The sequence below is a fragment of the Streptomyces sp. NPDC005408 genome (assembly GCF_040606445.1).
In the GTDB taxonomy this organism is placed as follows: domain Bacteria; phylum Actinomycetota; class Actinomycetes; order Streptomycetales; family Streptomycetaceae; genus Streptomyces.
In genome coordinates this window covers 56728-65267 of sequence record NZ_JBEXEX010000040.1, presented here as the reverse complement: position 1 = coordinate 65267, position 8540 = coordinate 56728, and the positions used below count along the sequence as shown (strand labels likewise).

Genomic DNA, 8540 nt, shown 5'->3' with positions numbered 1-8540 from the left:
GAACCTCGAACCTGCCAAAGACAGGTCGGGGTATCAACATATCTGGCGTTGACTTTTGGCACGCTGTTGAGTTCTCAAGGAACGGACGCTTCCTTCAGACCCTTTTCATGGGGTCCTCCGGGCGCTTCCCTTCGGTGTTTCCGACACTATCAGGCTTTTTCGGTCTTCCTGACCACCGCCCTGCGGGCAGGCAGAGGTTTAGACCAGTTAGTATCTCGGCTTGATAGGTGCTGCCGACCCCCGACTCAATGTCGCGTTGGGGTCAGGCAGGGGTACGACAGTACCGCCCGCCGAGAGATGAGGCAAATCGTTTCCGGTGCGCCCCTAGGTCCGCCAACTGGTAGGTCTCAGGCGGAACTAGGACATCGTATGACTTACCCTTCTGAACAGTGCGTCGTCCGGGACAGGCAGTGACGACGCCGTACGAATCTCCGCCCCTGGGAGGCTCCATGACCACAGTGACGTCCCCTCTTGCCGGACGGGCCATCGGACTCGCCGCCGTACCGGATCCGGTGTTCTCCGGTGCGATGGTCGGTCCGGGTACCGCTATTGACCCCGTCCGTGAGCCGTCGGAGGCCGTCGCCCCCGTAGACGGCATCGTTGTCTCCCTGCACCCGCACGCCTTCGTCGTCGTCGACGACCAGGGGCACGGTGTACTGACGCATCTCGGCATCGACACCGTCCAGCTCAACGGCGAGGGCTTCGAGCTCCTCGTAAACAAGGGCGACACTGTCCGGCGCGGGCAGGCTGTGGTGCGCTGGAACCCGTCGGCCGTCGAAGAGGCCGGCAAGTCCGCCATCTGTCCCATCGTGGCCCTCGAGGCCACGGTTGACTCCCTCTCCGACCTCCGTGAGGACGGCGACGTGAAGGCCGGCGACTCGCTCTTCGGCTGGCAGTGACGCCGCAGCCGTAGTGACGGCTGGTCGGACATCCATCGCGGCGGCACTGGCCGTCGCTCAATCGGAGACGGGTGTAATGGAGACAACGCTGCGAGGCGTCGGTGTGAGCCATGGTGTGGCGATCGGCGAGGTCCGGCACATGGGTACGGCGGTTCTGGAGCCGCCGGCCAAGCAGATTCGGCCTGAGGACGCGGAGCGCGAGCAGGGGCGCGCCCGCAAGGCCGTGGAGGCGGTTGCCGCCGACCTGATTGCCCGGGGCAATCTGGCCGGCGGCGAGGCGCAGGCCGTGCTCGAGGCACAGGCCATGATGGCGCAGGACCCGGAGCTCATGGCCGACGTGGAGCGCCGTATCGCCGTCGGCAGCACGGCAGAGCGCGGTGTGTACGACGCGTTCGCCATGTACCGGGAGATGCTCGCGGGTGCCGGTGAGTACATGGCCGGGCGTGTGGCGGACCTGGACGACGTGCGGAACCGGATTGTGGCGCGGCTGCTGGGTGTGCCGATGCCCGGTGTGCCGGACAGCGACGAGCCGTATGTACTGATCGCGCGGGATCTCGCGCCTGCGGACACCGCGCTGCTCGACCCGGCGCTGGTGCTCGGCTTTGTCACCGAGGAGGGCGGGCCGACCAGCCACAGCGCGATTCTCGCGCGGGCGCTCGGGGTTCCGGCCGTGGTGGCGCTGCCGGGCGCGTGTGAGCTGGCCGAGGGCACACTCATCGCCGTCGACGGCAGTACCGGCGAGATCTTCGTCGAGCCGAGCCAGGAGAAGCGGAGTCGGCTGGAGAGGGCCGCGGCGGAGCGCAAGGCCGCGCTGGCTGCTTCCAGTGGGCCCGGTGCGACGTCCGACGGGCACAAGGTGCCGCTGCTGGCCAATGTCGGCGGGCCCGCCGATGTTCCGGCCGCGGTCGAGGCCGGTGCCGAGGGTGTCGGTCTGTTCCGTACGGAGTTCCTCTTCCTGGACGACAGCAAGCAGGCGCCGTCGGAGGAGAAGCAGGTCGAGTCCTACCGCAAGGTGCTTGAGGCCTTTCCCGAGGGCCGGGTGGTCGTGCGGGTGCTGGACGCCGGTGCGGACAAGCCGCTCGACTTCCTGACTCCGGCGGACGAGCCGAACCCTGCGCTGGGTGTGCGCGGGCTGCGCAGCCTGCTGGACCACCCGGACGTGCTGCGTACGCAGCTGACGGCGCTGTCCAAGGCCGTCGAGGGACTGCCGGTGTACCTCGAGGTCATGGCTCCGATGGTGGCGGACCGTACGGACGCGAAGGCGTTCGCGGACGCGTGCCGCGAGGCCGGGCTGCAGGCGAAGTTCGGCGCGATGGTGGAGATTCCGTCCGCCGCGCTGCGGGCGCGCTCGATCCTGCAGGAGGTGGAGTTCCTGTCACTGGGCACCAATGACCTCGCGCAGTACACCTTTGCCGCCGACCGTCAGGTGGGTGCGGTGTCGCGACTGCAGGATCCTTGGCAGCCGGCGCTGCTGGATCTGGTGGCGCTGTCGGCCGAGGCCGCGAAGGCCGAGGGCAAGAGCTGTGGTGTCTGTGGTGAGGCTGCCTCCGATCCGCTCCTCGCTTGTGTGCTCACGGGCCTTGGTGTGACCTCGTTGTCGATGGGTGCCGCGTCGATTCCTTATGTCCGGGCGACGCTGGCGAAGTACACGCTCGCGCAGTGCGAGCGTGCTGCCGCCGCGGCGCGGGCCGCGGACACCGCCGAAGAGGCGCGGGTTGCCGCGCAGGCGGTGCTCTCCGGCGAATAGCCGGTGGGGTTGGCCGTGATCGAGGGGGCTTCCTGCCGGGGACGGCAGGAAGCCCCCTCGGCGTTCAGTGGTGGTTGTCCGGGTCGTCTGTGGGGATGGTGAAGCCCGCGCAGTATTCGACGCCGGGCTCCGGGGACAGTGGCTCGCCGGTGGAGGCATCGGTGCAGTAGGCGCTGAAGACCTCGCCCGCGGTGAGCGGGATGAGGCTGCCCTGGTGGAGCCGCCAGCCGTGGAGGCGGTCGGGGGTGCCGTCGGCGCTCGTACGGAGAACGACTCCCCCGGGCGTTTCGAGGGCGATGCCCGCCGCGAGGACGGTGACGAACTCCGCACCCTCGGACGCGTCCAGCTGGGCGGGCGCGTCGGCGGCTCCGTCCGCGTGGAGGACGGCGAGGAGCTGTTCGTCTGGGGCGGGGATGCTGCAGACCAGGTGGTGTCTGCCCGGTCCGGCCGCTTCGAGCATCCTCATCAGGGTGCGGGATGCCCGGTCGAAGGCGGCACGGCCGATGTCCTGGCCGCAGTCGGCGCAGTCACCGAGGTCGGCGAGGAGCATCGTCGCGTACTCCCAAGTGGCCTGGCGGACGGCCTTGTTGATGAGCTGGGGCAGCAGGCTGGTGACCGGCTGTCCGGTGTACGCCAGGGTGGCCCCGCGGCCGCCCGCGATGGCCGCGACGTAGCGGCTGCGGCTCGCGGCCTCGTCGGGGTCGAGGCCCGTTTCGGTGCAGTACTCCGCGAAGTCTTCGGGGTCGAAGAGGGCGACGGTGGTGTGGAGTTGGCGGGAGCCGAGGGTTCTGAGCAGGGCCTCGATCTGGCGGAGGTAACTCGGGTGGTCGTCGAAGGTGAAGGTGCGGTACTGGCGCATCGCCGCGAAGTCCTGCTCGTCGGCCAGGAGGCCTACGGTGCTGGGGACTTCGCGGCGCAGGGTGCGGCGCATGGATGCGCTGTTCCTGGCGCGCTGACGACTGGGCGCCTTGGGGCGCTTGGGTCGCCTGTTCTGCTTCGCGTATGCCATTTCTCCCCCTGAGAGCTGTCGGTTACTGGTGACTCACCGTAAGCGACGGCACTGACAACGGGGGTGGACCGGGGATGTGCCCCGGACCGGACCTCAGTCTCCGGAGGGGCTCGAGGAGCGGGTGCGCGCCAAGTCCTCGTAGAAGCGCAGCAGGTCCAGGTTGTCGACCGAGCCCGGGTTGACCGCCTTCGGGAGGGGGGTGCCCTGGAGGAGGCGTTTCACCGGGACCTCGATGCGCTTGCCCGTGAGGGTGTGCGGGACGCCGGGGACCTCGATGATGTCGTCCGGGACGTGGCGCGGGGAGAGCTGTTCGCGGATCGTCCGCTTGATGCGCGACCGCAGGTCGTCGTCGAGGGCGGCGCCGTCGACGAGGTGGACGAAGAGCGGCATCCAGTAACCGCCGTCGGGCTCCTCCAGGCCGATGACCAGGGATTCGCGGATCTCAGGGAGGCGTTCGACGGCTTCGTAGATGTCGGCCGATCCCATCCGTACGCCCTGGCGGTTGAGCGTCGAGTCGGAGCGGCCGTGGATGACGACCGAGCCGTGGTCGGTGATGGTGATCCAGTCGCCGTGCCGCCAGACACCGGGGAACATCTCGAAGTAGCTGTCGCGGTAGCGGCTGCCGTCGGGGTCGTTCCAGAAGCGGATCGGCATGGACGGCATCGGGTTGGTGACGACCAGTTCGCCGACCTCGCCGATGAGCGGCTTGCCGTGGGGGTCCCAGGACTGTAGGTCGGTGCCGAGACACGCGGCCTGGAGTTCGCCGATGTGTACGGGCAGGGTCGGCACCGCGCCCGCGAAGCAGCTGCAGACGTCCGTGCCGCCGCTGACGCTGGCGATCCACAGGTCGTCCGCCACCTCGTCGTGCAGCCAGCGGAAGCCGTCGGGCGGCAGCGGCGAGCCGGTGGTGGCGACGCACTTGATACGGGAGAGGTCGAAGTCCCGGGACGGGTGCACCTCGGCCTTGCGGCAGGCCATGACGTACGCCGCGGAGGTGCCGAAGAGGGTGGCCTCGGTGCGCTCGGCGATACGCCACTGGGCGCCGGTGTCGGGATAGCCCGGGCTGCCGTCGTACAGGACGACCGTCGTTCCGGTGAGCAGGCCGGAGACGAGGAAGTTCCACATCATCCAGCCGGTCGAGGTGTACCAGAAGAAGCGGTCCTCGGGGCCGAGGTCGTTGTGCAGGCCGAGCTGCTTGAAGTGCTCCAGCAGAATGCCGCCCTGCGACTGGACGATGGCCTTGGGCAGGCCGGTCGTGCCGGAGGAGTACAGGACCCACAGGGGGTGGTCGAAGGGGACCTGCTCGAAGACCGGTTCGGCGTCTCCCGAGGTGACGGCCGACCAGTCGAGTGCGCCCTCGGGCGCCTCGGTGCCGAGCAGCGGGATGTGGATCACCGCGCGCAGGGTGGGAAGCTCGCGGCGGAGTTCGGCGACGGTGTCGGTACGGTCGTGATCCTTGCCGCCGTAGCGGTAGCCGTCGACCGTGAACAGGACGACCGGCTCGACCTGCTGGAAGCGGTCGAGAACGCTGCGGGCGCCGAAGTCGGGCGCGCAGGACGTCCAGACAGCGCCGACGGCCGCGGTGGCGAGCAGGGCGGTGACGGCCTGCGGGATGTTGGGGAGGTAGCCGCTGACCCTGTCTCCGGGGCGTACGCCGAGGGCGCGCAGCTCGGCGGCGAGCGCACCCACCTGGCGGCGGAGTTCGGACCAGCTGATCGGGGTCGGCTCATGTGTCTCGTCCACATGGAGCAGCGCCGGATCATGGGGGCGCTGCTCGGCGGCGCGCAGGGCATGCTCGGCGTAGTTGAGCGTGGCGCCGGGGAACCACTGGGCGCCCGGCATGGCGCGATCGGCCAGCACGCGCTCGTACGGAGTGGAGAAGCGGACGTCGAACCATTCGGCGATCGCTTGCCAGAAGGTTTCGAGCTCGTCGACGGACCAGCGGTGCAGCGCCGCGTAACCGCCCTCGGCAGGGGCCCCGTGGCGCTCTGCGGCCCACGCCTGGAAGCGGGTGATCCGGGCGGCGGCGATGCGGTCGGCGTCCGGCTGCCACAGAGGGGCAGGGTTCGCTGCTGAGGACATGGGGCGGCTCCCGGGTGGCTCTACGCGGTGTGTGCGTGTGTCGCGCGCACGAGCGGGGTGTGCGCGTGACGCGGCTGACACGGACGATGCCATGTGATCGTCTATCGCACCAGGGCTCTCCCCCCATGGTCGAGCGAGGGAATATGTGCTCCCACCACGGGTGAACGGGAGTTGAACAAACCCCACGCGCCCTCGGCCGGGTGGCAGGCTGAGCTGCATGGACGGTCATAATCTGATGCGCTCGGTGAGAATCTTCGGATCGGTCCAGGGGCTGCGCGCGGCACGCTCGGCCTGGCGGCAGCGCAGGACCGACGCTCGGGCGCTGCCTGCGAGAGGGGCGGAACGGGCCAGGGTGCCGGGTCCTGTGACCGGGGCCGAGCCGCTGCCGGGGGGCGGGATCGTCCGTTTCGCCCGTTCTCAGCTGCAGATCCGGGTGGCGGCGGGCGGCGCGGTCTTCTGGGGCTGGGACGGCGCCGAGCCCGAGCCCTCGTACGCCCTCGCCGGTGCACCTCCCGAGCCGGATCCGCGGGCCGGGCTGGAGCCCGACAAGGACGGCGGCTGGCGTGTGGTGTCCGAGCGGGTGACTGTCGAGGTCTCCCGCAACGGCGCCGTGGAGATCCGTACGCCCGGCGGTGTCGTACTGCGCCGCGATCTGCCGCCGCGCTGGTGGGAGCCGGTGCGGGGCGGGCCCGCTCGGTGGGTGCAACGGACCGAAGTGCCCGCGGACGCGCGCTTCTTCGGGCTCGGCGGGCGGGCGTCAGGGCCGCGGCTGCGCGACGGCTCGTACCGGCTGTGGAACACCGACCCGAGGGGCAGCTTCGGGCCCGAGGACGACCCGCTGTACATCACCATGCCGGTCCAGCTGGTGGTGGCCGACGCGGGCACCCATCTGGCCTTCCACGACAACTCCTGGGACGGCCGCGTCACCCTCCGGGAGGGCGAGGAGGGCGCGGGTTCCGGGCACGACCGGCCGGGCACCAGTGAGGTGCGCATGGACGGCGGGCCGCTGCGCTGCTGGGTGGTGGTGGGCACCCCCGCGCGCGTGCTGGCCGGCTGGACCCAGCTGACGGGCGCGCCCGCGGTGCCGCCTTCCTGGGCGCTCGGTCCCCAGCACGCCCGTTGGGGGTTCGGCAGCGAGCGCGAGGTGCGGCGGATCGTCGCGGGCTATCAGGAGCGCGAGCTGCCGCTGTCCGCGGTTCATCTCGACATCGACCACTACGACGCGCATCAGGTCTTCACCGTCGACCGCGAGCAATTCCCCGATCTGCCGGGGATGGCGAAGGATCTGCGCGACGACGGGGTGCGGCTGGTCTCCATCGTCGACCCGGCGGTGAAGGCGGAGCGCGGGAATGCCGTGTACGACAGCGGCGCGGCGGCGGGGGTGTTCGTCCGGGACGCGGCGGGCCATGAGGTGCGGGGTGTCGTCTGGCCCGGCGAGTGCGTCTATCCGGACTTCACCGATCCGGCGGCCCGCGAATGGTGGGGGGAGCTGTACGAGGAGCGGCTGGCGCAGGGCTTCTCGGGCGTCTGGCACGACATGAACGAGCCCGTCTCCTTCACGCCCTTCGGCGACATGACCCTGCCGCGGTCCGCCCGGCACGCGCTGGACGGGCAGGGCGGTGATCACCGTGAGGCGCACAATGTGTACGGCCTCACGATGGCCCGTGCCGGGTACGAAGGGCTGCGGCGGCTGCGTCCCGATGAGCGGCCGTTCCTCTTCTCGCGCTCCGGCTGGGCGGGGATGCAGAGGTACGGAGGGACCTGGTCCGGTGACGTGTCCACCGGCTGGCCGGGGCTGCGCGCCTCGCTCTCGCTGGTGCTCGGGCTCGGGCTGTGCGGGGTGCCGTACTCCGGGCCCGATGTGGGCGGTTTCGACGGCAGTCCGTCGCCCGAGCTGTATCTGCGCTGGTTCCAGCTGGGGGCGCAGCTGCCGCTGTTCCGTACGCATGCGGCGATCGACGCGGGGCGCAGGGAGCCGTGGGAGTTCGGGCCCACGGTCCTTGAGCACGCGAGGGCTGCGCTCGCCGAACGGGAGCGGCTGCGGCCCTACTTCGTCACCCTCGCGCACCTGGCGCGGCTGACCGGGGCGCCGTATGCGCGGCCGCTGTGGTGGGGCTGCCCGGAGGACCGGGTCCTGCGCGACTGCGAGGACGCGTTCCTGCTGGGTGACGCGCTGCTGGTGGCACCGGTGCTGGAACGCGGGACGGACCGGCGGGCGGTGCGGCTGCCGAGGGGGCGGTGGTACGACACGGCGACGGGGCAGGCGTACGACGGCCCGGGGCAAGTGCTGGTGGACGCTCCGCTGTCGCGGATCCCGGTACTGGCGCGGGGTGGTGCGGTGATCCCGGTTCGGGGGGCGGACGGCGCGATGGAGCTGGAGGTCTGGGCGCCGGCGGAGGGCCGCAGGGGTGGGGGTCTGGTGGTCCCGGATGCGGGCGACGGGTGGGAGCAGGCGGAGGTGGAGCGGTACACGACGCGGCTGGTGGACGGGCGGGTCGTGGTGAAGCAGAAGAAGGGGGACGGGTCGGGGCCGCCGCGGTGGAGGGTGAGGGTGAGGGGGTTGGCGGCGGGGTGAGGGGTGCGGGTCTGACGCGGGGCGGGGGTGTTGGGGGTGCGCCGCTGCCGTGGCGTGCGGGGCTTAGGGGTCCGGGGGGCCGTGGCTCGGGCGGGGGCTCTCCCCCACCCCGCCCCTTCCCGTAACTGGGGGCAGGCCCCCAGACCCCCGAGCGGATGAGGCAGGGGCCGCGCCCTGCACCCCGTAAGCGGCAGCCTCGCGCCGCCCGGCGTCCGGGGTGCGGGAAGG

Annotated in this window: 5 protein-coding genes; 3 read left to right on the top strand and 2 right to left on the bottom strand. The window is 70.9% G+C overall.

All coding sequences use genetic code 11. The features are described from left to right. Positions 1–449 precede the first annotated feature (449 nt). Positions 450–899: a PTS glucose transporter subunit IIA gene (locus tag ABZS64_RS29050; protein ID WP_355835901.1), complete on the top strand. Its 450-nt coding sequence runs from the start codon at positions 450–452 to the stop codon at positions 897–899. Between the two features lie 76 nt (positions 900–975). Beyond that, on the top strand, positions 976–2646 hold the full coding sequence (gene ptsP, locus ABZS64_RS29045; protein WP_355835899.1) for a phosphoenolpyruvate--protein phosphotransferase: 1671 nt from the start codon (positions 976–978) through the stop codon (positions 2644–2646). Positions 2647–2710: 64 nt separating this feature from the next. Here the strand turns inward: ptsP and ABZS64_RS29040 are convergent, their stop codons facing one another. Together ABZS64_RS29040 and ABZS64_RS29035 are read right to left on the bottom strand one after the other, a co-directional pair. Further along, positions 2711–3577 carry a hypothetical protein gene (locus tag ABZS64_RS29040; RefSeq protein ID WP_355835896.1) on the bottom strand — a complete coding sequence of 289 codons (867 nt, stop codon included), beginning with the start codon at positions 3575–3577 and terminating at the stop codon, positions 2711–2713. A gap of 171 nt (positions 3578–3748) precedes the next feature. Continuing rightward, positions 3749–5737 (bottom strand): acetoacetate--CoA ligase, encoded by a 1989-nt coding sequence (locus ABZS64_RS29035; protein WP_355835894.1) that lies wholly within the window; start codon positions 5735–5737, stop codon positions 3749–3751. Between the two features lie 217 nt (positions 5738–5954). Here ABZS64_RS29035 and ABZS64_RS29030 point away from each other — a divergent pair, with 217 nt between their 5' ends. Beyond that, positions 5955–8312, top strand: coding sequence for a glycoside hydrolase family 31 protein (locus tag ABZS64_RS29030; RefSeq protein WP_355835891.1), 2358 nt, complete (start codon positions 5955–5957; stop codon positions 8310–8312). Positions 8313–8540: the final 228 nt, after the last annotated feature.